The organism is Mycobacterium aquaticum (assembly GCF_002086485.1).
Taxonomy (GTDB): domain Bacteria; phylum Actinomycetota; class Actinomycetes; order Mycobacteriales; family Mycobacteriaceae; genus Mycobacterium; species Mycobacterium aquaticum.
Map to the genome: position 1 here is coordinate 1 of NZ_MVHF01000069.1, position 21,433 is coordinate 21,433.

20 protein-coding genes are annotated in these 21,433 nt (G+C 67.7%); 7 read left to right on the top strand and 13 right to left on the bottom strand.

Going from position 1 to position 21,433, the window contains the following annotated elements; translation table 11 throughout:
• Positions 1-139: 139 nt before the first annotated feature.
• The gene (locus BST13_RS36400) at positions 140-433 is read right to left on the bottom strand and encodes a DUF3017 domain-containing protein (RefSeq protein WP_083170813.1); all 294 of its coding nucleotides are present in this window, start codon (positions 431-433) and stop codon (positions 140-142) included.
• Entirely contained in the window at positions 430-1,281 is an 852-nt protein-coding gene (locus BST13_RS36405) for a bifunctional methylenetetrahydrofolate dehydrogenase/methenyltetrahydrofolate cyclohydrolase (protein WP_083170815.1), read from the bottom strand. The genes BST13_RS36400 and BST13_RS36405 overlap by 4 nt, the downstream gene beginning before the upstream one ends.
• 37 nt (positions 1,282-1,318) lie before the next feature.
• Between BST13_RS36405 and BST13_RS36410 the strand changes: the two genes are divergently transcribed.
• Both BST13_RS36410 and BST13_RS36415 read left to right on the top strand, forming a co-directional pair.
• Positions 1,319-2,530, top strand: coding sequence for an NADH:flavin oxidoreductase (locus BST13_RS36410; RefSeq protein WP_083170817.1), 1,212 nt, complete (start codon positions 1,319-1,321; stop codon positions 2,528-2,530).
• 5 nt (positions 2,531-2,535) lie between these two features.
• On the top strand, positions 2,536-3,450 hold the full coding sequence (locus BST13_RS36415) for a diphosphate--fructose-6-phosphate 1-phosphotransferase (protein ID WP_083170818.1): 915 nt from the start codon (positions 2,536-2,538) through the stop codon (positions 3,448-3,450).
• Here BST13_RS36415 and BST13_RS36420 read toward each other — a convergent pair.
• Positions 3,435-5,198, bottom strand: coding sequence for an outer membrane protein assembly factor BamB family protein (locus tag BST13_RS36420; RefSeq protein ID WP_083170853.1), 1,764 nt, complete (start codon positions 5,196-5,198; stop codon positions 3,435-3,437). The two genes, BST13_RS36415 and BST13_RS36420, sit on opposite strands and share 16 nt — an antisense overlap.
• Before the next feature lie 77 nt (positions 5,199-5,275).
• Here BST13_RS36420 and BST13_RS36425 point away from each other — a divergent pair, with 77 nt between their 5' ends.
• On the top strand, positions 5,276-7,942 hold the full coding sequence (locus BST13_RS36425; RefSeq protein ID WP_083170820.1) for an FHA domain-containing protein: 2,667 nt from the start codon (positions 5,276-5,278) through the stop codon (positions 7,940-7,942).
• A gap of 22 nt (positions 7,943-7,964) precedes the next feature.
• Here BST13_RS36425 and BST13_RS36430 read toward each other — a convergent pair whose 3' ends face one another.
• Genes BST13_RS36430 through BST13_RS36450 form a run of 5 tightly spaced genes read right to left on the bottom strand, consistent with a single transcriptional unit; the run spans position 7,965 to position 12,757 of the window.
• Positions 7,965-8,531 (bottom strand): pentapeptide repeat-containing protein, encoded by a 567-nt coding sequence (locus BST13_RS36430; RefSeq protein WP_083170821.1) that lies wholly within the window; start codon positions 8,529-8,531, stop codon positions 7,965-7,967.
• A 4-nt stretch (positions 8,532-8,535) separates the two neighbouring features.
• Positions 8,536-9,135: a GTP-binding protein gene (locus BST13_RS36435; RefSeq protein WP_083170823.1), complete on the bottom strand. Its 600-nt coding sequence runs from the start codon at positions 9,133-9,135 to the stop codon at positions 8,536-8,538.
• Positions 9,116-9,484 (bottom strand): DUF742 domain-containing protein, encoded by a 369-nt coding sequence (locus BST13_RS36440; RefSeq protein WP_083170824.1) that lies wholly within the window; start codon positions 9,482-9,484, stop codon positions 9,116-9,118. The genes BST13_RS36435 and BST13_RS36440 overlap by 20 nt, the downstream gene beginning before the upstream one ends.
• Before the next feature lie 7 nt (positions 9,485-9,491).
• Complete coding sequence (locus tag BST13_RS36445; protein ID WP_064946806.1) at positions 9,492-9,902, bottom strand: roadblock/LC7 domain-containing protein; 411 nt, start codon at positions 9,900-9,902, stop codon at positions 9,492-9,494.
• Entirely contained in the window at positions 9,899-12,757 is a 2,859-nt protein-coding gene (locus tag BST13_RS36450; RefSeq protein WP_083170855.1) for a HAMP domain-containing sensor histidine kinase, read from the bottom strand. Before BST13_RS36450 ends, BST13_RS36445 begins: the two co-directional genes overlap by 4 nt.
• Before the next feature lie 293 nt (positions 12,758-13,050).
• On the opposite strand from BST13_RS36450, the gene BST13_RS36455 reads away from it, so the two are divergent.
• A complete protein-coding gene (locus BST13_RS36455; protein ID WP_083170826.1) occupies positions 13,051-13,515 on the top strand; it encodes a tRNA (cytidine(34)-2'-O)-methyltransferase in 465 nt (154 codons plus the stop codon).
• A 30-nt stretch (positions 13,516-13,545) separates the two neighbouring features.
• On the opposite strand, the gene BST13_RS36460 is transcribed toward BST13_RS36455, so the two are convergent.
• Positions 13,546-14,199, bottom strand: coding sequence for a nitroreductase family protein (locus tag BST13_RS36460; RefSeq protein ID WP_083170827.1), 654 nt, complete (start codon positions 14,197-14,199; stop codon positions 13,546-13,548).
• A 22-nt stretch (positions 14,200-14,221) separates the two neighbouring features.
• Here BST13_RS36460 and BST13_RS36465 point away from each other — a divergent pair, with 22 nt between their 5' ends.
• Positions 14,222-14,635 (top strand): TIGR03667 family PPOX class F420-dependent oxidoreductase, encoded by a 414-nt coding sequence (locus tag BST13_RS36465; protein WP_083170856.1) that lies wholly within the window; start codon positions 14,222-14,224, stop codon positions 14,633-14,635.
• A gap of 9 nt (positions 14,636-14,644) precedes the next feature.
• On the opposite strand, the gene BST13_RS36470 is transcribed toward BST13_RS36465, so the two are convergent.
• From BST13_RS36470 to BST13_RS36480, 3 genes are all read right to left on the bottom strand, one after another.
• Positions 14,645-14,875 (bottom strand): hypothetical protein, encoded by a 231-nt coding sequence (locus tag BST13_RS36470; RefSeq protein WP_083170829.1) that lies wholly within the window; start codon positions 14,873-14,875, stop codon positions 14,645-14,647.
• A 163-nt stretch (positions 14,876-15,038) separates the two neighbouring features.
• Positions 15,039-18,326, bottom strand: coding sequence for an error-prone DNA polymerase (locus tag BST13_RS36475; protein WP_083170830.1), 3,288 nt, complete (start codon positions 18,324-18,326; stop codon positions 15,039-15,041).
• A 32-nt stretch (positions 18,327-18,358) separates the two neighbouring features.
• A complete protein-coding gene (locus BST13_RS36480; protein WP_083170832.1) occupies positions 18,359-18,937 on the bottom strand; it encodes a dihydrofolate reductase family protein in 579 nt (192 codons plus the stop codon).
• A gap of 122 nt (positions 18,938-19,059) precedes the next feature.
• Here BST13_RS36480 and BST13_RS36485 point away from each other — a divergent pair, with 122 nt between their 5' ends.
• On the top strand, positions 19,060-19,524 hold the full coding sequence (locus tag BST13_RS36485) for a DinB family protein (RefSeq protein ID WP_083170833.1): 465 nt from the start codon (positions 19,060-19,062) through the stop codon (positions 19,522-19,524).
• Between the two features lie 27 nt (positions 19,525-19,551).
• On the opposite strand, the gene BST13_RS36490 is transcribed toward BST13_RS36485, so the two are convergent.
• On the bottom strand, positions 19,552-20,124 hold the full coding sequence (locus BST13_RS36490; RefSeq protein WP_064949812.1) for a TetR/AcrR family transcriptional regulator: 573 nt from the start codon (positions 20,122-20,124) through the stop codon (positions 19,552-19,554).
• Positions 20,125-20,228: 104 nt separating this feature from the next.
• Between BST13_RS36490 and BST13_RS36495 the strand changes: the two genes are divergently transcribed.
• Positions 20,229-21,431, top strand: a complete 1,203-nt coding sequence (locus tag BST13_RS36495) for an MCE family protein (RefSeq protein ID WP_083170835.1) — start codon at positions 20,229-20,231, stop codon at positions 21,429-21,431.
• Positions 21,432-21,433: the final 2 nt, after the last annotated feature.

Here is a 21,433-nt window from a genome sequence, read left to right on the forward strand (position 1 = left end):
CGCGACCCCTGCACCCGAAATCCCATCGAACAACACCGCCCAAAAATCAGGTGTTGCAGCGACCACTTGACTCTGAGACGAGATCTTTGTCCCTGGTGTGAATCTCGGTGCGGAAAGACTCACGGAGCGATCCGTGACGCTAGCTCGTACCCAACGGGTCGATGGTCCACGCGATGTAGAGCACCGCCGCACTGACTGTGGCAGTGGTGACGAAATCGATCGCCCGGGTGCGCACCACAAGCAGACCGGCCCGGTCGTCGGTCAGCGTCAGCCGCAACGCCGCTGCCACCCCGACACCGATGCCGATGACCAGCGCGCCACGGCGCCAGTAACCCGCCACGACCAAGGCGAACGCCGCGATGAAGATCAGCCCGACCACGAGGATCGGCCACTGCCCGGCGAACACCTTGCGGACGAATTCCCGGGCGGTCACGCCAGTTTCGACTCTTCGAGCTCGACAACGTTGGTCAGCAGGAACGCCCGGGTCAGCGGCCCGACACCGCCGGGATTCGGCGATACATGCCCCGCGACCTCCCAAACGTCGGGAGCCACGTCACCGGTCAGCTTGTCGTTCACCCGGCTCACGCCGACGTCGACGACGGCCGCACCCGGCTTGACCATGTCCGCGGTCAGCAGGTGTGGCACACCGACCGCGGCGATGATGATGTCGGCTTGCCGGGTCAGGCTGGGGAGATCGCGAGTTCCGGTGTGGCACAACGTCACCGTGGCGTTCTCCGACCGGCGCGTGAGCAGCAGGCCCATCGGCCGGCCGACCGTCACACCGCGGCCCATCACCACTACATGGGCACCGGCGATCGGCACGTCGAACCGGCGCAGCAGGTGCACGATGCCGCGCGGCGTGCAGGGCAGCGGTGCCTCTTTGCCGAGCACCAGCCGGCCCAGGTTGGTCGGGTGCAGCCCGTCGGCGTCCTTCATCGGATCGATGCGCTCGAGCGCGGCGTTCTCGTCGAGATGCTTGGGCAAGGGCAGCTGCACGATGTAACCCGTGCAGTCCGGATTGGCGTTGAGTTCGTCGATGGTCGCGTCCAACTCGGCCTGCGAGATGTCCGCGGGCAGGTCGCGGCGGATGGAGTTGATGCCGACCTTCGCGCAGTCGGCATGCTTGCCGCGCACATAGGCCTGCGATCCGGGATCGTCACCGACCAGCACGGTGCCCAGACCGGGCGTGCGGCCCGCCGCGGTCAACTTCGCTACGCGTTCCTTGAGATCGGTGAAGATCTCGTCGCGCGTGGCCTTACCATCCAGCGTTATCGCACCCACCCTGTCATTCTGACAGGCCGCATGGCAGGCTCCCGCTATGCACAGTTCTGCGGATGTGTTCAGTGAGGCCAAGTTGGGCCCCGTGACGTTGCGCAACCGCGTCATCAAGGCCGCCACATTCGAAGCGTCGACACCGGATGCCCTGGTCACCGACGACCTCATCAAGTACCACCGATTGCCCGCCGCCGGCGGGGTCGGCATGACGACCGTGGCCTACTGCGCCGTCTCCCCCGGCGGCCGCACCGACGGTTGGCAGATCTGGATGCGTCCCGAAGCGGTACCCGGGCTGATCAAGCTCACCGAGACGATCCACGGCGAGGGCGCGGCGATCAGCGCCCAGATCGGGCACGCGGGCCCGGTGGCCAACGCGCGTACCAACAAGGCCCCGGCGCTGGCTCCCGTCCGGTTCTTCAACCCGCTGTCCATGCGGTTCGCCCGCAAGGCCACCGTCGACGACATCCGCGACGTGATGGAGGCGCACGCCAACGCCGCCCGGCTGGCCATCGACGCCGGCTTCGACGCGGTCGAGGTGCACCTCGGACACAACTACCTGGCCAGCTCGTTCCTCAGCCCGCTGATAAACCGCCGCGCCGACGAGTTCGGCGGATCGCTGGAGAACCGGGCCAAGGTGGCACGCGGCGTGGTGCGGGCAGTGCGCGACGCCGTCGACAAACACGGCGACCGCCGGATCGCGGTGACCGCCAAGCTCAACATGAGCGACGGGGTGCGCGGCGGCATCACCTGCGAGGAGTCACTGCAGACCGCCAAATGGCTCGAGGAGGACGGCGGACTGGACGCCATCGAGCTGACTGCGGGCAGCTCCCTGGTCAATCCGATGTACCTGTTCCGCGGTGGCGCGCCGGTCAAGGAGTTCGCGGCCAACTTCAAACCGCCGATCAGCTGGGGCATCCGGATGAGCGGCCACAAGTTCTTCCGCGAGTACCCCTACCGCGAGGCCTACCTGCTGCGCGAGGCCAAGCTGTTCCGCGCCGAACTCAAGCTGCCGCTGATCCTGCTGGGCGGTATCACCAACCGCAACACCATGGATCTCGCGATGGCCGAGGGCTTCGACTTCGTCGCCATGGGCCGCGCGTTGCTCGCCGAACCCGACCTGATCAACCGCATCAAGGACGAGGACAGCGCGGGGTCGGTCACCTCGTTGTGCACGCACTGCAACCAGTGCATGCCGACGATTTACCGCCACACCCACTGTGTCGTCACCGGAGCACCGGATTCTCTGTCAATCTGAGAGGTATGCGGGAGACCGCTGACGACGCCATGGTGACCTACCGCTACGTGCGGGTCGGTCTGATCGCGCTCGTGGTGTTCTTGTTGGTGTCGCTGGTGCTGACGGCCGCTCGGACATGTCTGCAGGGTTCGATCAGTGCGTTCTTCTTCACCCGCACCCACGCCGTGTTCGTGGCGGCGCTCTGCGCCATCGGTATGTGCCTGATCGCCTACCAGGGCAGCCGCAACGCCGAGGATTCGCTGTTGAACTTCTCCGGTTTCATGGCGTTCGTCGTGGCGCTGATCCCGACCGGCACCGACGGGGTGTGCAAGCCCTGGCTGCCGTCCGTCGCCGATCCACTCGGCGGCGTCGCCAACAACATCACCGCGCTGTTCGTGGCCGCGGCCGCCGGTATCGCGCTGTATCTGTCGTTGAGCAGGTGGCGGCCACCGCAGCCGGAGCCCACCGCAGAAGACGACGAGTGCGTGACCGCCGCGGCGCTGTGGAAGTGGTTGGCCAAGGCCTTGCTGAAGACCGAGTCATGGTTGCCCAAGGCGTTGTTCGCGATCACCGTGATCGGCGCCTTGGCATTGTTCTCGGACTGGTTCATGGCGCGGGCGCACGCGTTCGCCGCGGTCGGCATGTTCCTGGCCATCACCCTGGTCGCGGTCTATCACGCGTGTTACGCCCGGGCCGCGGGCCGCCATCAGCGGGCCCGGTTCTACGCCGTGATCGCGGTGCTGATGCTGGCCACCGTGGTCCTTGCCGTGGTGCTGCTCGTCAAGCATGTCCAGTTCGGCCTGCTGTTGGTCGAATTGCTCCTGATGGGCGAGTTCGCCCTGTTCTGGGCGGTGCAGACGTGGGACGTGTGGGAGCCGCGCGACAAGTACCCGCCCGCGGCGGTGCCTGCGCTCGCCAATGCGCCTCAGCCTGCCCGGTAACCGTCGATCAGCAGGTTCTGTCCTTCGCGCCGCAATACGAGCACGGCGCCGGGAACCGGGATCATGCCCTCGACCGCGGCTGCGGGCACCGCCCAACCCGACTCCGCGCACGTCGCGGTGTCGTAAGTGCGCAGCGCTGGTTGGATGCCGCGGTCGGCGACGACGAAGCTGTGCGGGAAGACCACATAGGACAGCCCGGCGCCGCGACCGGGGACCCGGTTGGTCAGCCCGCTGACTGTCCCGTTGACGGTGCAGCGTGGCGTGCCGTCGGCACCGAACAGGGTCATCTGCCGGTCGGAGACGACGAAGTCGTCGCCGGGCCCGGGAGATGGTTGCGGGTAGCCGCGCTCGGGAAGCGCGGTGACCGTCTTCTGCACGACGTTCGCGTACGACGGCGCAGCGGGCGCCCCGAAGCCGGCGAACTGCAGGAACACCCCGACGGCGTTGGCCGCCGCGGCGATGACATCGAGCGGTCGGGCCTGCGGATCCTGTGGGGGTGCCGCGTGCAGAACCACCGTGTCCCACTGGGTCACCCCACTGGCGGGGTCGACTGCGGCGAGCCGGATGTCGACGCCGGAGGCCGACGCGCATCGGGTCACCGACACCATCCACGAGCGGGTGTCGGCATCGATCTCCCCGTCGACGCACTCCGCGGGGTTCGGGTCCGACACCGTCCACGCCGGCTTACCGGTGCGGGTGTCGAAGCGGGTCCACGACACCGCATCTCGGGAGATCAGGTAAGGCACGTCGCGGTCGGCGGCGTGCCCGACGGCTTCGAGCATCCGGGCGTCGGTCGTGGTCCACAGCCGCGCCCCGGTGACGGCGTCGAGGCCCACCAGGGCCCGGCCGAGGGACACCACGACCGTGGCTCCATTATCGAAGACCGACATGCCGTCGGCCGCGACGTCGCTCTGACCGGTCCGGGCGTAGTGCCAGCGCTCGGTGCCGTCGGCGCCGTATGCCGTCACTCGCCGGTTGGCGAACACGACGAATCCGGCTCCCGCAGCGGCGATCTGGTAGTGCCCCGGTTTGCCGCCGAGCGCCCCGGGGGCCTCGGCGTCGAACGTGCCTGCAACCGTGACACCGAAGCTGCGCGTGCCCAGTTCCGACGGCAGTGCGGGCACGTCGGTCGCTGCCGCCGTGGCGCCGTCGACGAAGCGATCGTCGTCGCCTGCGCGCAGTGCGCCCACGGTCACCGCCGCGCCGGCGATCACGGCAATCACCACCCCGATCACGACCAGTCGCACACTGTCGCGGCCCAGCCGGGCAAACGCTGTGGTGGCCAGCAGCGTGGCGATCGCGCCGGCCAGGCACAACAGCCACGCCGCCACGCCCGCGGGCAGTGCCGGCGACACCGGATATGCCTGAGTCAAGGTGCGGTAGAACGCCGGGATGCCCTGGCTGAAATACGCGAAGAACGCCAGCACAGCCAGGGTCACCAGGACAATGGGTATGCCTGGCAAATCTCTCCCGTCCCGCCCGCGCTGCCAGACGGTGACCATCGAGGCGATCAGCAGCAGCGTGATGACGGTCACCGCCAGCGGTATGCGGCTCGGCAGATCCGCACCCCAGCGGTGTAGACCACCGATGAACCACGCATCGAGGCCGAGTGGGCGCTGAGGGCCCAACCGGCTCCACCACCCCAGGGCGACAGCGCATGCCAGCAACCCCAGCGCCACGCCGGCACACACCGTCACCGCCGGCCGCAGCACGGCACGAATTCGTTCAGTCGCCTGATCCCGGGCCATGCGGGCCATCGTCACACATGCCGCCACACGATCGTGGCGCGGCAATTAACGCGGCCGGACGGTTAGAGTTGGTCCCGATGAGCCGACCAGCCCCACCCGCGCTGACCGTTCGGTACGACGGGTCGACCCGTACCTTCGCCGCAGGCAACGATGTCGTCATCGGCCGCGACCTGCGCGCCGACGTTCGCATAGCCCACCCGCTGATCTCGCGTGCCCATCTGGTGCTGCGGTTCGACCAGGGCCGGTGGGTCGCGATCGACAACGGCAGCCTCAACGGCATGTACGTCAACGGCCGCCGGGTGCCCTCGGTGGACATCCAGGACGGCCAGGTCATCAACATCGGCAACCCGGACGGCCCGCAGCTCAGCTTCGAGGTCGGCCACCACCAGGGCAACGTGGGCCGCACGCCGACGGTCGCGGTGCCCATCGCGACGCGGCAGTCCGGCAGCTGGCCCACGCAAGCGCCGACGGGCGGCGGCTGGCAGCAGCCGCACACGCAACCCCCGGCCGGCGGGCAGCGGCCGGGTTATCCGTCGGGCCCGCAGCAGCGTTATCCCACCGGTACGCAGTCCGGCTTCTCCAGCGGGCCGCAGGCGGGCTACCCGAGCGGCCCGCAGACCGGGCATCCGAACGGTCCTCACACCGGTTATCCCAGCTCACCGCAGTCGTACTCGCCACCGCCGCGGCCCGCGAGCCCTCCGTCGGCGCAGGCCCCGACCACCATGGGACCCGCTGCGTCGGCACCTCGGGGCGGTAATGAGCCGATCGCCAACAAGGCGACCAGCATGCTCAAGATCCTGCGGCCGGGCCGCGGGCCCGAGCCGGCCACGGGTGCGGTGAAGATCGGTCGCGCCACCGACAACGACATCGTGATTCCCGACGTGCTGGCGTCCCGCCATCACGCCACCCTGCTCCCGATGCCCGGCGGCACCCAGATCCGCGACGAGCGCAGCATCAACGGCACGTTCGTCAACGGCGCCCGGGTGGACTCGGCGATCCTGCACGACGGTGACGTGGTCACCATCGGCAACGTCGACCTGACCTACACCGGCGGAACGCTGGTGCGGCGCAGCGAGACCGAGGCCGACACCCGCACCGGCGGGTTGGAGGTCCGTGCCCTCACGTGGACCATCGAGGGCAACAAGACTCTGCTGGACAACATCTCGCTGGACGCGCGGCCCGGCACGCTGACGGCCGTGATCGGCCCGTCCGGTGCGGGCAAGTCGACCTTTGCCAAGCAGGTCGCGGGCCTGACCCATCCGACCAGCGGCACCATCACGTTCGAGGGTCACGACGTCCACGCCGAGTACGCCTCGCTGCGCTCCCGTATCGGCATGGTGCCGCAGGACGACGTGGTGCACGGTCAGCTCACCGTGCGGCAAGCCCTGATGTACGCCGCCGAGCTGCGGCTGCCGCCTGACACCACCAAGGCCGACCGCGAACAGGTCGTCATGCAGGTGCTCGAAGAGCTGGAGATGACCAAGCATCTCGACACCCGCGTCGACAAGCTCTCGGGCGGTCAGCGCAAACGCGCGTCGGTGGCCCTCGAGCTGCTCACCGGCCCGTCCCTGCTGATCCTCGACGAGCCCACCTCGGGCCTGGACCCCGCGCTGGACCGGCAGGTCATGACCATGCTGCGGCAGCTGGCCGACGCAGGCCGTGTGGTGCTCGTCGTCACCCACTCGCTGACCTATCTCGACGTGTGCGATCAGGTGCTGCTGTTGGCTCCCGGCGGCAAGACCGCGTTCTGCGGGCCGCCCAGCGAGATCGGCACCGAGCTGGGCACCACCAACTGGGCCGACATCTTCAGCACGGTCGCAGGCGACCCCGAAGCGGCCAAGCAGCGGTACCTGGCCATCCACGGTCCGCCCCCGCAGCGGCCACCCGCGGACAAACCGGCCAACCTCGGCGAGCCCGTCCACACCAGCCTGCTGCGCCAGTTCTCCACCATCGCGCGCCGCCAGATGCGGTTGATCGTCTCCGACCGCGGCTACTTCGTCTTCCTCGCGTTGCTGCCGTTCATCATGGGCGTGCTGTCCCTGTCGGTTCCCGGTGAGACGGGCTTCGGGCCGCCGAATCCGGCCAGCGACGCGCCGAACCAGCCCGGGCAGGTGCTGGTGCTGCTCAACGTCGGCGCCATCTTCATGGGCACCGCGTTGACCGTGCGCGACCTGATCGGTGAACGCGCGATCTTCCTGCGTGAGCAGGCCGTCGGCCTGTCCACGTCGGCGTATCTGTTGGCCAAGATCTGTGTGTACAGCGTCTTCGCGGTGATCCAGGCGGGCATCGTCACCGCCATCACGATCATCGGTGTCGGCGCGCCCACCCAGGGCGCCAACGTGCTCGGCAACGCGTCTTTCGAACTGTTCGTCGGCATGGCCGCATGTACGGTCTGCGCCGCCACGGTCGGCCTGGCGCTCTCGTCGATGGCCAAGACCAGCGAGCAGATCATGCCGCTGCTGGTGGTCGCGGTCATGAGCCAGCTGGTGTTCTCGGGCGGCATGATCCCCGTGACGGGCCGCGCCGGTCTGGATCAGTTGTCGTGGATCACCCCGGCACGGTGGGGTTTCGCGACGACGGCATCGACCGTGGGACTCACCGATCTGGTGAAGCCGCCGATCATGCCCGACGACTCACTGTGGAAGCACACGGCAGGCGCGTGGCTGTTCAACATGGCCATGCTCGCCGGGCTGTCGGTGTTCTACATCGGCTTCGTGCGATGGAAGATCCGCCTCAAGGGCTGAGTTTTTTCGCGCGAGCGAAAAGTCACCCGCCGACGGCGAGTCCGTGGGCGGCCGCATAGGCCAGCGCCTGCTCGATATCGACCTTCGCGCCGCGCAGCTTCGCCGTGGTCCAGAAGGTGGGGTCGACGCGCGAGGCGCGCAGATCGGCCTCTTCGAGCTTGGCGTCCTGGACCCGGGCGCCGGTCAGGTCGGCACGCCGCAGCACTGCCTTGCGCAGGTCGGCACCGACCAGACTGGTTTCCCGCAGCCGACAGTCCGAGAGGTCGACGCCGCGCAGATCGCACCCACCGAGCACCGCGAGCGTCAGGTCGGACTCCACCAGCGTGATCGGTCGCAGCCGCGCTTCGGTGAACACCGAGCCCAGCAGGCTGCAGTTGGTGAATGTGCTGTGCCACAGCGTGGCCCGGCGGAACGTGCAGTTGCGGAACGCCGAGCCGGAATGCTCCGACTCGGACAGGTCGACGCCGCTGAAATCGCACTCGGTGAAGACGACGCGCTCGGTGCGCAGCCGGCTAAGGGCTCCGTCGTATTCGTCGGCACGAAAATCGACGCCGACGAATTCTTCGTCGGCCCAGGAGAGGTCCGCCACGGGCTCAGCCCGGCAGCGCGGTCAGGCTGCTGAGTGAGTATTCGGTGATGGCGATCAGCGCGGCCTTGGCCGAGTTGCGGTCGCGCGCGTCCACGGTGATCACCGGGATGTGGTCGGGCAGGGCGAGCGCCTTGCGCACGGCCTGTGTCGGGTGCCGCGGCGCATCGTCGAACTCGTTGACCGCGACGATGAACGGCAGATTGCGGGCCTCGAAGAAGTCGACCGCGGCGAAGCTGTCCTGCAGCCGGCGGATGTCGACCAGCACAATGGCGCCGATGGCCCCGCGCACCAGGTCGTCCCACATGAACCAGAACCGGCGCTGGCCGGGAGTGCCGAACAGATAGAGGACCAGATCCTCGTCGAGGGTGATCCGGCCGAAGTCCATCGCGACCGTGGTGGTCCGCTTGTCCGGGGTGCCGTCGAGGAGGTCGACGCCTTCGGAGACGTTGGTGACCAACGCCTCGGTCCGCAGCGGCATGATCTCCGAGACCGAGCCCACGAACGTCGTTTTGCCTGCCCCGAACCCGCCTGAGATGACGATCTTCGTCGACGCAGCCCGCCGCCGCGGTTTGCCGTCGGCGCGGTCAGAGTGCCCGTAGACCACGCAGGGTCCTTCCTATCAGTTCGCGGCGCTCGTCGAAGGTCGCCGAGTCGTCGAGGGTGGTGTGCACCCGTAGATAACCCTGCGTCACCAGGTCCCCGATTAGCACGCGCGCCACGCCGAGCGGCAGGGACAAATGTGCCGCGATCTCCGCCACAGATGGGCGCTCGACGCACAGTTCCACGATTTGACCACGAACGTCGCGAGTCGACCAACGCGGTTCACGCGGCGGGGACTCCAATGTCTCCACCGGGGCCTCCATCGGCAGGTGGACGCGAGAATCGGTGCGGCCTGCCGTCAGCGTGTAGGGACGGACCAGGCTCGGTTGCTCGGCGGGATCAGATGCGTCCATGGACCGCTCACGAAGGTTGGGGTGCCCGGCGCGACGACTGCACAACAGCGCCGACGCGCTCCACCAGGATCGCCATCTCGTACCCGATCTGCCCGATGTCGCAGGACCGGCCGGCCAGCGTCGCCAGGTTCGAACCGTCGCCGACCCGCATCAACAACAGGTAGCCGTTGTCCATCTCGACCACCGACTGCAGCACGTTGCCGCCGTCGAAGAGTTGCGCCGCACCCGTGGCCAGGCTGGCCAGCCCGGACGCCACCGCCGCGAGCTGGTCTGCTCGTTCGATCGGCATGTCCTCGCTGGCCGCCATCAACAGGCCGTCTGCCGACACCAGGACGGCGTGCGACACCCCGGACACCTCGCGGGCGAACTTGGACACCAACCAGTCCAGAGAATCGCGCTGCGCTCCTCCACGGGTCATTCGCTATCTGTTCCTCTGGTCTCTCGGGCGTGCGACCGGCCGGCGGCCACGCCGCCGAAATGGTTGCTGATGCTCGCGCGGACGGCCTCGGGATCACGCGGCTGGAACGCCGCGAATACGCCGCTGTCAGGTTTGTCAGCCGATGCTACCGCTTCAGCGCTGTCTTCATAGCGGTGCGCTCCGCCGTTGCGGTGCCGGCCGTTGAGTCCGGCGACCGCCGCGACGCCACCCGGTACGAGGCGGGCACCCGGCGTACGCATCGGCAGACCCTCCTCGGTGTGCTGCTCGACCGGCGCATCCTGCGCCGCGGCGGCGACGGTCCAGCCCTTCTCCCAGACGGTCTTCCAGTCCAGGTCGGCGCTGCGCACGTGCGTGGTCGGGTCGATGTCCCATTCGGTCACCATCGACTGGTAGATCGCGTCGCCGTCCCCGGCGGTCACCGTCGATTGCGGCTCTGCGGTCGCGGGTTGCGGCGCGGCGGGTGGGGTCGGAGGAGTGAACTCCGGCTGCGGGCCATTGGACGCGGCCTGGGCACGCGAGGCGAAGAACGCCGACGTGTTGGTCACCGCGGTGTTGGTCAGCGCCCCGTTCGCCGTGTCCTGGCTGGGATGCTCCTCGTCCTCGGTCGGCCACTGCTGCGGCCATGAGGCAGCCGGTTCGCGCACCGGCAAGGCCTCGGCCGCCGGTTCCACTGCGGGTTCCTCGGCCGCGGGCTCCGCCGGCTCGGAGGTGATCGGAGCAAGCGTCGGAGGCAGGTCGGATATACCGCTGGCCCCCGGGCTGCGCTGCGGCAGCAATCCGAACGGCGCGTCGGCGTGGCCGTTGCGCAGCGGCTCGGCGGCATCGGCCGAACCGGCCGGCCGGGTATCGAGGCCCATCGCGGCCGCCAACCCCGTCGGGGCGGCAGCGGACGCATTGCCCGTCGGGCGCGGTGCGGGTGCCAGGGACACCCCGTCACGCACCAGCAGCTCCGCCGGAATGTAGATCCCGGCGGTGGTGCCGGAGTTCGGCTCCTCGGAGATGGTGCTGCGCAACCGGACCACCAGACCATGCTGGGTGGCCAGCCGCCCGACCACGAACAGGCCCATGTGGCGGGCGGTGTACGGGTTGACCTCACCACCGGACTGCAGACGTGTGTTGGCGACCCGCAGGTCTGCCTCGGTCATGCCCAGGCCGATGTCGCTGACCTCGATGACCAGACCGCCGGTGTCGGCGTACACGGCCGAGACGCGGACCTGGGAGATCGGCGGCGAATACCGCAGGGCGTTGTCGAGCAGCTCGGCCAGCAGGTGGATCAGGTCACCGGATGCCGATCCGACGACCTCGGCCTCGGCGACGGTGGCCGTGATGACCCGCGCGTAGTCCTCGACCTCCGATGCCGCGGCGTTGATGATCGTGTCGATCGGGACCGGGTCTTTGTGCTCGCGCGTCACCTTCGAGCCCGAGAGCACCAGCAGGTTGGCGCCGTTGCGTCGCATCCTGGCAGCCAGATGGTCCAGCTTGAACAGGCTTTCCAGCCGTTCGGGATCGTCCTCGTCACGCTCGAGCCGGTCGATCAGCGAAAGCTGCTGATCCACCAGCGAACGGCTGCGCCGCGACAACGTCTCGAACATGTCGGACACCTGCGACTGCAGCTGTGCCTGCTCGCCGGCGAGGAAGACGGCCTGCTGGTGCAGTTCGTCGACGGCGTGGGCCACCTGGCCGACCTCTTCGGTGGTGTACACGGGCAGCGGCTCGACAATGCCGGGCTCACCGCCGCTGCGGACACGTTCGATCTCGGTCGCCAGATCCTCGTGGGCGACTTTGAGTGCGCTGTCACGCAGGGTCCGCAGTGGACGCACGAGTGACCGCGCGACGAGCAACACGATCACCAATGCGCTGACGATGGCGATGGCAACCAGAATCGCGTCGCGGATGGCGGCGCTGCGCTGATGGTTGGCTTCGGCGTCGACGGCGGCCGGGATGGACTCGGTGAAGTCGCCGATCATCTGCTCGGCGACCTTGTCGGTGGCCTGCAGCGAGGCGAGCAGATCGGGGTTGTCGACGAGCGGAATCGTCGGATCGGACAACATGCCCAGCCGCTTGACCATCTCCGAGCGCAGTGTCGCCGCCTGCTCGGAGGCCCCGCCCAGCACCTTTGCCATCGCCGTCACGGTCGACGGTTCGGTACCGGCCAGCGCGACCATCGAGCTGCGCAGTACCGGCTCGGGCAGGTCGCCGCCGCGGGTGACCAGCAGCCGCTGCATCATCATCTGCCCGCGGGCGCCGATGGCCCGGGACAACGCGTCGGCCTTCAGCTGCACGTCCTGGTCGTCGGTGCGCGCCGATCCGGTGACCGCGGTCTCCGCAGTGAGCAGTAGCGAGCCGTAGCCCATCACCCGGGTCCGCAGGTCGACGGCATTGGCCATCACCGCGCCGACCAGTTCCTGGCCCTTGTCGATCAGGCTGTTGACCGATTGTGCGACGTCGTCGGCGACCTGGGTGGAGTCCGTACGCTGACGCAGGTCGTTCTTGCGCTCGGTGAACTCCGCCATCGCAGCCTGGGCGTCACCACCCTCGGTGGCGGCCACCATGACGCTTTCCAGCGCCGCCATGTATTTGTCGATGTCCGGGATCATTTCGGCGCGGTCTGCGGCCAGGCGCAGCCGGGACGCCTCGACGGAGCTGCCGTAGATGCGCAATCCGCCGAACACCATGGCGAGAATCAGCGGCACCAGAACGATGGCGAGCACTTTCCCGCGGACGGGCCAGTTGGCGGGCGACCAACGCGATGGTCGCTTTGCCGGTACGTGTGGCGTCGACGCGAATTCGACCACCGTTCCGTCGGCCTGTTTGAGCTGCGAAAAGGCGGTCATCGGCATCCAACCCTGCTACCGGCCGCATCTCGGCACTTCGGTCCTGAGGCGTGATTCATTAGGCTTCCTGCTAATTTCGCCCACGCTTGGGCGGGCGTCACTACGCCTGGCAATTCGACGAGTATGACAGCCGCTGGCGAGCGTTTCCACAATTCTTACTGAACAGACAGAGTTCGTGACCGAGCCGTAGCGCAGTCGTGTGGTAATTGAGCAAAGCTCGCAACCATCGCTGATCTTGTCGATGGCCGTCGCTCGGAGTACGGTGCGCCGGCCGGCCGTACGATGACCTCGAAATGTTCCGGTTGTTGTTTTTCTCGCCCCGAATCGCCCCCAATACGGGTAACGCGATCAGGATGGTCGCCGCCACCGGCTGCGAATTACATCTGGTCGAGCCGCTGGGATTCGATCTGTCGGAGCCCGAACTGCGCCGCGCGGGGCTCGATTACCACGACCTGGCGTCGGTGACCGTGCACCCGGATCTGGCCACCGCGTGGTCGGCGCTGATGCCGGCCAGTGTGTACGCGTTCACCGCGCACGCGTCGACGCCGTTCGCCGATGTCAGCTACCAACCAGGCGATGTGCTGATGTTCGGACCGGAACCCACCGGATTGGACGCCGAGACGCTCGCGGACCCGCATATCACGGGCCGCGTGCGTATCCCGATGCTCGACGGCAGGCGGTCACTGAACCTGTCGAACGCCGCCGCGGTCGCCGCGTACGAGGCGTGGCGGCAACACGGCTTCAGCGGCGCCGTCTGATTTCTCCTTATATAAGGAGTCGCGGGCGGCTCACCAGGTGTCCCAGTGCGTGAGCTGCTCGGCAGGCAGCCGCTTGGCCGGCTTGAAGTCGGTGCCCTTGGTATAGGCGATCGGGAACAGCCCGGCCTGCGCGTACTTGTCGAACGGGATGCCCAGTATCTCGGCGGCCTGCTTCTCACCGTCGCCCAGCAGGTGCAGTGTCGTCCACGCCGAACCCAGCCCGCGCGAGCGCAGCGCCAACATGAAGCTCCAGGCCGCGGGCAGCAGCGAGCCCCAGTACGACGCCTGCATGCCGGCAGGCGCTCCGTCCGGGCGGCCCTCCAGGCACGGCACCATCAGCACGGGCGCCTTCTCGAAGTTCTCGTTGAGGAACTTCGCCGAGCTCATCACGGCGCCGATCTGCTCGTCGCGGATGTCACCGCGCTCGGGTGCGGGCAGGTCGAGGTAGGGGTTGGCGTTGGAGCGGTAGATGTCGGCCAGCGCCTTCTTCTTCGCCGGGTCCGTGACGAAGACCCATTGCCAGCCCTGAGCGTTGGAACCGGTCGGCGCCTGCAGCGCCAGGTCCAGACACTCCATGATCACCTCGCGCGGCACCGGCTTGTCGAAGTCGAGTCGCTTGCGCACCGATCGAGTGGTGGTCAGAAGTTCGTCAGTGGACAAGTTCAGGTTCGAATCGGCTGTCATGGCGCGAGACTACATTCGGGCCATGAGTGCTGAGTTGACTGCGGAAGTAATCGAACGCCTGACCACCGACCACTACGGCTGGTTGACCACCGTCGCGAAATCGGGTCTGCCCGTGCCCCGGTTGGTGTGGTTCTACTTCGACGGCACCGATGTCGTCGTGTACTCGATGCCGGGTGCGGCCAAGGTCCGCCATGTGACGGCCCATCCGCAGGTGAGCCTGAACCTGGATTCGGACGGAAACGGCGGCGGCGTCATTGCCGTCGCGGGTCACGCGGCGGTCGACGCCACCGACGTGAACCCGCGCGAGGACACCGCGTATTGGGACAAGTACGCCGCCGATGCGGAGCAGTTCGGATTGACCGAGGCGATGGCCGCGTACAGCACGCGGCTGCGGATCACCATCGACAAGGTGTGGACCACTCCGACCGGCGAATGAGCACCGGGCTCAGCGGGCCTGCCGGGCCGCGATGTGCCAGGCGCCGTGGTGGTTGTGCCAGCCGGGCTGGGCGTTGGGGGCCGGGTGGGCGTGCACCTGCGGGCTGAAGGAGTGGCCCGGGCCGGACGGCGCCGTGGACGTGGTGCTGGCCGACGCGGTGCCTGCCAGGCCGAGGGCGGCGCCGCCGATGATACCGGCGGAGATGATCGGGAGGGCGATTGCGCTTGCGATGCGGGTCATTTCTGTAATCCTTTGGATGAGTTGGGTTTTCGTTTGTCTCGTCGGCTTGTTTCGCCGTTGAGATAAGAATGCCGCCCAACGCGGCCCGAGTCTGTCGCCCTAGTGGTGGATGCACCCGATGAACGTGGTGTCCCCCGATCGGGGGAACTCTCCTATCGGCCCGTCAGCGGAAGTCCCGGGAGCGGGACATCACCTTGAGGTCGACGGGGCTCATCCGGTCGGCCAGTACGGTGACTGCGCCGCTGGCGTTCTGCACGATCCCCCGGATGACCAGCGCCGACGCTGTCTGCGCCAGCTTGCGGTGGCGTGCCCACACTCCCGGCGCGCACAGCACGTTGACCATGCCGGTCTCGTCTTCCAGGTTGACGAATGTGACGCCCTGCGCCGTCGCCGGGCGTTGCCGGTGAGTCACCGCCCCCGCCACCAGGATTCGGGTTCCGTCCGGAATCTCCAACAGCCTGCTCGCGGGCACGACACCCAACGCCTCGAGATCCTCCCGCAGGAACTGGGTGGGATAACTGTCCGGCGAGACACCGGTGGCCCACACGTCGGCGGCCGCCAGCTCCAGATCGGTCATCCCGGGCAGCGTCGGGATGTGCGACGACGACCCCACCCCGGGCAGGCGGTCGGGACGCTGGGTGGCGGCCGCGCCCGCCGCCCACAGTGCCTCTCGTCGGGTGATCCCGAAACACCCCAGCGCGCCCGCGGTGGCCAATGCCTCGGTCTGCGGGACGCTCAGCTGCATCCGGCCGGTCAGGTCGAGCAGGGATGTGAACGGCCCGTTGGCATCCCGCTCGTCGACGATGCGCTGGGCCAGATCGTCGCCGATGTGCCGCACACTGCCGAGCCCCAGCCGAACCTCCATCCCGTGGTTCTCCAACGTGGCGTAGGGCAGGCTGGCGTTGGCGTCGGGCCCGTGCACCGTCACTCCGTGCCGCCGGGCATCGGCGACCAGCGACTGCGGCGAGTAGAACCCCATGGGCTGCGCCCGCAGCAGCGCCGCACAGAACGCGGCGGGGTGGTGCAGTTTGAACCACGACGAGTAGAACACCAGCGACGCAAAGCTCAGCGAATGGCTTTCCGGGAAGCCGAAATTGGCGAAGGCCTCCAGCTTGTCGTAGATCCGGTCGGCCACCTCACCGGTGATGCCGTGTTTCTCCCGCATGCCGTCGTAGAAGCGCGAGCGCAGCCTGCGCATCTTCTCGGTGGAGCGTTTGGAGCCCATGGCCCGGCGCAACTGGTCCGCCTCGGCCGCCGAGAAACCCGCGCAGTCGACGGCCAGTTGCATGAGTTGCTCCTGGAACAGCGGGATGCCCAGGGTCTTCTCCAGCGCGGGCTTCATCGAATCATGGTCGTAGGTGACCTCTTCCAGTTCATTTCGCCGCCGGATGTAGGGATGCACCGAGCCGCCCTGGATCGGGCCGGGACGGATCAGCGCCACCTCGACCACCAGGTCGTAGAACTCGCGCGGTTTCAGCCGCGGCAGCGTCGCCATCTGAGCCCGCGACTCAACCTGGAACACCCCGACCGAATCGGCTCTCTGCAGCATCTCGTAGACCGCGGGCTCACTCAGGTCCAGTTTGGCCAGATCAACCTCGATGCCCTTGTGTTCGGCCACCAGGTCGATCGCATAGTGCAGCGCCGAGAGCATGCCGAGCCCGAGCAGGTCGAACTTCACCAGGCCGATGGCCGCGCAGTCGTCCTTGTCCCATTGCAGGACACTGCGATTCGCCATCCGAGCCCATTCCACGGGGCACACGTCGGCGATGGGACGGTCACAGATCACCATGCCGCCGGAGTGAATGCCCATGTGGCGGGGCAGGTTGGCGATCTGGGTGGCCAGGTCGATCACCTGCTCCGGGATGTCCTCGACCTCCGGGGAGTCGACCTTGCCGTTCCACCGGCTGATCTGCTTGCTCCAGGCATCCTGCTGCCCTTGGGAGAATCCGAGCGCGCGGGCCATGTCCCGCACCGAACTGCGCCCGCGGTAGGTGATGACGTTGGCGACCTGGGCGGCGTAATCCCGGCCGTAACGTTCGTAGACGTACTGGATGACGTTCTCGCGCAGGTCCGATTCGATGTCGATGTCGATGTCGGGTGGGCCGTCGCGGGCCGGGGACAAGAACCGCTCGAACAGGAGCTCGTTCTTGATCGGGTCGACGTTGGTGACCTTGAGCGCATAGCAGACCGCCGAGTTGGCCGCCGATCCCCTGCCCTGGGCCAGGATGTTGTTCTCGCGGCAGAACCGGGTGATGTCGTGCACCACCAGGAAGTAGCCCGGAAATGTCAGCTGTTCAATGATTTTCAACTCATGCTCGATCTGCGCATAGGCCTTCGGCGCCTGCGCGGGCGGTCCGTAGCGTTCGGCCGCACCGGCCATGACCAGGTGTCGCAGCCAGGTGTCCTCGGTGTGTCCGTCGGGAACGTCGAAGGGCGGCAACTGCGGGGCGATGAGTTCCAGCCGGAACGCGCACTGCTCACCCAGATCTGCTGCCGCCGCGACGATTTCGGCACCGAACAGCTGCGCCATCTCCTCCCCCGAGCGTAGATGCGCCCCACCCAGCGGGGCCAGCCAGCCCGCCGCGGCCTCCATCGAGTTGCGGGCGCGGATCGCCGCCATGGCCATGGCGAGGCGTCCGCGGGAGGGCGCGGCGAAGTGCGCGCCCGTGGTCACGACGACGTTCACCCCGAACCGCGGCGCCAGGTCGGCCAGCGCGGCATTGCGTTCGTCGTCGCACGGCTGGCCGTGATGCGTGAGTTCGACGCTGACCCGGTCGGCCCCGAACCGGCCCACCAAGTCGGCCAGCGCCTGCTCGGCAGCCTCCGGGCCACCGTCGGACAATGCTTGGCGGACATGACCTTTGCGGCATCCGGTGAGGATGTGCCAGTGCCCGCCTGCCGCCTCGGTGAGGGTGTCGAGGTCGTAGCGAGGCTTTCCTTTCTCACCGCCGGCCAGATGCGCCCTGGCGATCTCCCGGGACAACCGCCGGTAGCCTTCGGGCCCACGGGCCAGCACCAGCAGATGCGGGCCCGGCGGATCCGGGACGTCGGTGCGCGGCGTGTTGCCCAACGACAACTCGGCGCCGATCACTGTGGCCACGTCGAGTTCGCGTGCAGCCTCGGCGAACCGCACCACCCCATAGAGCCCGTCATGGTCGGTCAACGCGATGGCCCGCAGATTCAGCCGGGCCGCCTCCTCGACCATCTCCTCCGGGGTGCTGGCGCCGTCGAGGAAGCTGTACGCCGAATGTGCGTGCAACTCGGCATAGGGCACCGAGCCGGACGGGCGGGACACCTCAGGCGGCGGTTGATAGGCCCCGCGCTTACGCGACCAGGCCGGGCTGTCACCGCCGTCGCCGGACTCTTCCAACGGGAGGCCGGACCGACGCGGTTTGCCCGCAAGCACCCGCTCCATCTCGGCCCAGCTCGGCGGCCCGTTGTGCCAACCCACGCCACCAGTTTATCGAACAACCGTTCGAATGCTCAAGGATGCAGGCTGAGCCGGTAAACGAGCTCTTGGATGCGCCCGTCAAGCGTGCGGCTCTCGATCAGCTCGAGGTCGAAGTCGGCAGCACCGGCGAAGATCGGGTCGTCGCCGGTCTGGCCGGTGATGACCGGGAAGATCGTCACCTGGATGCGGTCGACCAGGCCGGCGGCCATCAGCGCCCGGTTCATCGACAGGCTGCCGTGCGAGCGCAGCGGCACGTCGGACTCCTCCTTGAGCCGGGCGACGACGTCGACGGCGTCACCGCTCACGACGGTCGCGTCCGGCCAGTCCAGCGGCCCATCCAGGGTGCTCGACACGACCGTCGCGGGCAGGTTCCGCATGCGGGTCACCCAGGCATCCCCCACCGACTCCTCGGTGCCCGAGTTCAACAGCTCGGTGAACTTCCGATAGGTGTTGGCGCCGAACACCATCCGCTGCTGCGCGCCGTAGAGCGCGAGGCGGTGATCGAGCAGTTCGGGCCCTTGCTTACCCCAGTAACCGCCCCAATCCCCGCCGCTGATCCCGCCGTAGCCGTCGAGGCTGGAAAAGACGTCGAAGGTGTACGTGGCGGTCATGATGCTCTCCTCGGGCAGATCGGATTTGTGGATATAGACGCGCCACCGCGGCGAAACTCACCGCTCTTGCCCGAACAGCAAGTCCGCGTGCCATCGGAAGCGGGCCCGGCCAGACTTGGCACATGCCTCACGACATCCCGCCACCGCGGACCGGGTCTGACGAGACGACGACCCTGCGCGGCTTCCTCGACTACCTGCGCACCTCGATCGCGGCCAAGGTGGACGGGACGCCCGAGCCTGCCGTGCGGACGGCGGCGGTGCCGTCGGGCACCAACCTGCTCGGCCTTCTGGAGCATCTGACGCACGTCGAACGCTGGATCTTCCTCGGCGATGACGTCGCCGACTGGCAGGCGACATTCCGCGCGCCGGAGTCGGACAGCGTCACCGACGTCGTCGCCCGCTACCGGGCCGCGGTCGCACGCGCCAACGAAATGCTGGACGGCTGCGGCGATCTCAACGCGCCAGTGCCCGGACGCGCCGCCCCCAGCCTGCGCTGGGCCCTCACGCACATGATCGAGGAGACCGGACGCCACGCCGGCCATGCTGACATCATCCGCGAACTGATCGACGGCTCGACCGGCCGATGAACACGACCCGAACGCGAGTAGGACGCGTCAGGCCTCGGACGGATAGGGGCGCAGGTAGTTCAACACCAGCACGGTGATCTCGTCGAGGAACTCTTCACGCGCAATCGCCGGCTGGTCGATGACGTACCGGATGCAGAGGTGCTCGACGAGCCGCACCAGCATCCAGGTGGCGGTGGAATGGGTCGTGTCACTGCGCAAGTGGCGGCGGTTCAAGGTCAGATACGCCATCGTCAGGTCGCTGATGCGCTGCTCGAATGCGACGAGCTTGCTGGCCACTCCCAGGCGCGGGGTGTGCTCGACGATGGCCCGCAGGAACTCCGGGTGCACGTCAAGTGCGTCGAGCAACGCTGCGATGGACACCCTGACGTACGTCGGAGCCGGCTGGTCGAGGTGCGCCGACACGCTGTCGGCCACCTGGGCCGCCATCTGGTCGCTGAACCTGCTGATCACCGCGGCGACGACGGCATCCTTGTTGGGAAAGTACTGATACAGCGATCCGGGGCTGATGCCGGCCACGCCGGCGATCCGGTTGGTGGAGGCACCTTCGTACCCCTGCTCGATGAGCACGCGCTGCGCCGCGTCGAGAATGCGCGCGACCATATCGCGTGAGCGTTGCTGACGCGGCGTTCGCCGTGGTGGCGGTGGCGGACAGGTCATCGGAACGCGAATTGAATGCGAGTATTTGCTCGTGTCAGCATCCATAGATGGTGGCACGGCCTCCCACACCCCCGTACAAGCGGATGGGTCTGGTGACCGCGATCGTCATCGCCGTCGGCATCAGCCTGATCTGGACGCAGTTTCGCGGGGGCTTCCAACCCAAGCTGCAACTGACCGTGCTGTCGGGCCGGGCCGGGTTGTCGATGGACCCCGGTTCGAAGGTCACCTACAACGGCGTGCCGATCGGCCGGCTGGCCGCGGTCGACGTGGTGGACGCCGGGGGCAACCCCGAAGCGAGATTGCGCCTCAACGTCGATCCCAAGTACCTGGACTTGATCCCTGAGAACGTGCAAGCGCAATTGCGGGCCACCACGGTGTTCGGCAACAAGTACATATCGTTCACGTCACCGAAAAACCCCTCGCAGCAACGCGTTTCCCCGCACATCCCGATTCAGGCCCAAGGTGCGACCACGGAGTTCAACACGCTGTTCGAGACCATCACCGCGATCTCCGAACAAGTCGACCCGATCAAGCTCAACGAGACCCTCACCGCCACCGCCCAGGCCCTCGACGGCCTCGGCGACAAGTTCGGGCAGTCGATCGTCAACGGCAACGTGATCCTGGCCGACCTGAACCCCCGCATGCCCCAGATCCGCCACGACATCACTGCCCTGGCCGATCTGAGCGAGGTGCACGCGAACGCTTCACCGGATCTGTGGAACGGCCTGACCAACGCCGTCACCACCGCGCACACCCTCAACGATCAACGCGGCAACCTCGACCAAGCCCTCGTCGCCGCGGTCGGCTTCGGCAACACCGGTGGTGACATCTTCGAACGCGGCGGCCCCTACCTGGTCCGCAGCGCCCAAGACCTACTGCCGACGTCGGGGTTGCTGGACAAGTACAGCCCTGAGCTACTCTGCACCATCCGCGGCTTCCATGATGCCGCCCCCAAGATGGCCGAAGCGTTCAGCGGCAACGGATATTCGGTGCGTACGCACACCTTCATCGTCGGCGTTGGCAATCCCTACGTGTATCCGGACAACCTGCCCCGCGTGAACGCCAAGGGCGGCCCCGAGGGACGGCCAGGGTGCTGGCAACCGATCACCCGGGACCTGTGGCCCGCGCCGTACCTGGTGATGGACACCGGCATATCACTGGCGCCCTACAACCACTTCGAACTCGGCCAACCGGTGACATCGGAATACGTCTGGGGCCGCCAGATCGGCGAACCCACGATCAATCCGTGACT

Bases quoted from the DNA above. Each gene is read 5' to 3' on its own strand.
- BST13_RS36410 (WP_083170817.1), top strand. From the start codon at position 1,319: ATGCACAGTTCTGCGGATGTGTTCAGTGAGGCCAAGTTGGGCCCCGTG.
- BST13_RS36425 (WP_083170820.1), top strand. From the start codon at position 5,276: ATGAGCCGACCAGCCCCACCCGCGCTGACCGTTCGGTACGACGGGTCG.
- BST13_RS36460 (WP_083170827.1), bottom strand. From the start codon at position 14,199: ATGACAGCCGATTCGAACCTGAACTTGTCCACTGACGAACTTCTGACC.
- BST13_RS36440 (WP_083170824.1), bottom strand. From the start codon at position 9,484: ATGGACGCATCTGATCCCGCCGAGCAACCGAGCCTGGTCCGTCCCTAC.
- BST13_RS36420 (WP_083170853.1), bottom strand. From the start codon at position 5,198: ATGGCCCGGGATCAGGCGACTGAACGAATTCGTGCCGTGCTGCGGCCG.
- BST13_RS36490 (WP_064949812.1), bottom strand. From the start codon at position 20,124: ATGGTCGCGCGCATTCTCGACGCGGCGCAGCGCGTGCTCATCGAGCAG.
- BST13_RS36495 (WP_083170835.1), top strand. From the start codon at position 20,229: ATGGTGGCACGGCCTCCCACACCCCCGTACAAGCGGATGGGTCTGGTG.
- BST13_RS36485 (WP_083170833.1), top strand. From the start codon at position 19,060: ATGCCTCACGACATCCCGCCACCGCGGACCGGGTCTGACGAGACGACG.
- BST13_RS36450 (WP_083170855.1), bottom strand. From the start codon at position 12,757: ATGACCGCCTTTTCGCAGCTCAAACAGGCCGACGGAACGGTGGTCGAA.
- BST13_RS36445 (WP_064946806.1), bottom strand. From the start codon at position 9,902: ATGACCCGTGGAGGAGCGCAGCGCGATTCTCTGGACTGGTTGGTGTCC.
- BST13_RS36455 (WP_083170826.1), top strand. From the start codon at position 13,051: ATGTTCCGGTTGTTGTTTTTCTCGCCCCGAATCGCCCCCAATACGGGT.
- BST13_RS36480 (WP_083170832.1), bottom strand. From the start codon at position 18,937: ATGACCGCCACGTACACCTTCGACGTCTTTTCCAGCCTCGACGGCTAC.
- BST13_RS36470 (WP_083170829.1), bottom strand. From the start codon at position 14,875: ATGACCCGCATCGCAAGCGCAATCGCCCTCCCGATCATCTCCGCCGGT.
- BST13_RS36465 (WP_083170856.1), top strand. From the start codon at position 14,222: ATGAGTGCTGAGTTGACTGCGGAAGTAATCGAACGCCTGACCACCGAC.
- BST13_RS36415 (WP_083170818.1), top strand. From the start codon at position 2,536: ATGCGGGAGACCGCTGACGACGCCATGGTGACCTACCGCTACGTGCGG.